1 protein-coding gene is annotated in these 265 nt (G+C 66.8%); it reads left to right on the forward strand.

The features are described from left to right. The coding region (locus AC0CH8_RS18905) for an aminotransferase class I/II-fold pyridoxal phosphate-dependent enzyme (RefSeq protein WP_465241201.1) at positions 1 to 265 on the forward strand (265 nt) is incomplete at both ends.

Consider the following 265-nt stretch of genomic DNA (forward strand, 5'->3'; position numbering starts at 1 on the left):
GCCGCCGCCCGAGCACGTCATCGAGAAGCTGATCGAGGTGTCACGCAAGCCCGACGCGCATGGCTATTCACAGTCGAAGGGCATTCCCGGTCTGCGCCGCGCGCAGGCGAATTACTACGGGCGACGGTTCGGGGTCGAGTTGAACCCTGAGACCGACGTCGTGGTGACGATGGGATCGAAGGAGGGGCTGGCAAGCCTCGCCACCGCGATCACCGCCCCGGGCGACGTCGTGCTCGCGCCGAACCCGAGCTATCCGATCCACACC

The sequence above is a fragment of the Sphingomonas sp. AC435 genome (assembly GCF_979253005.1).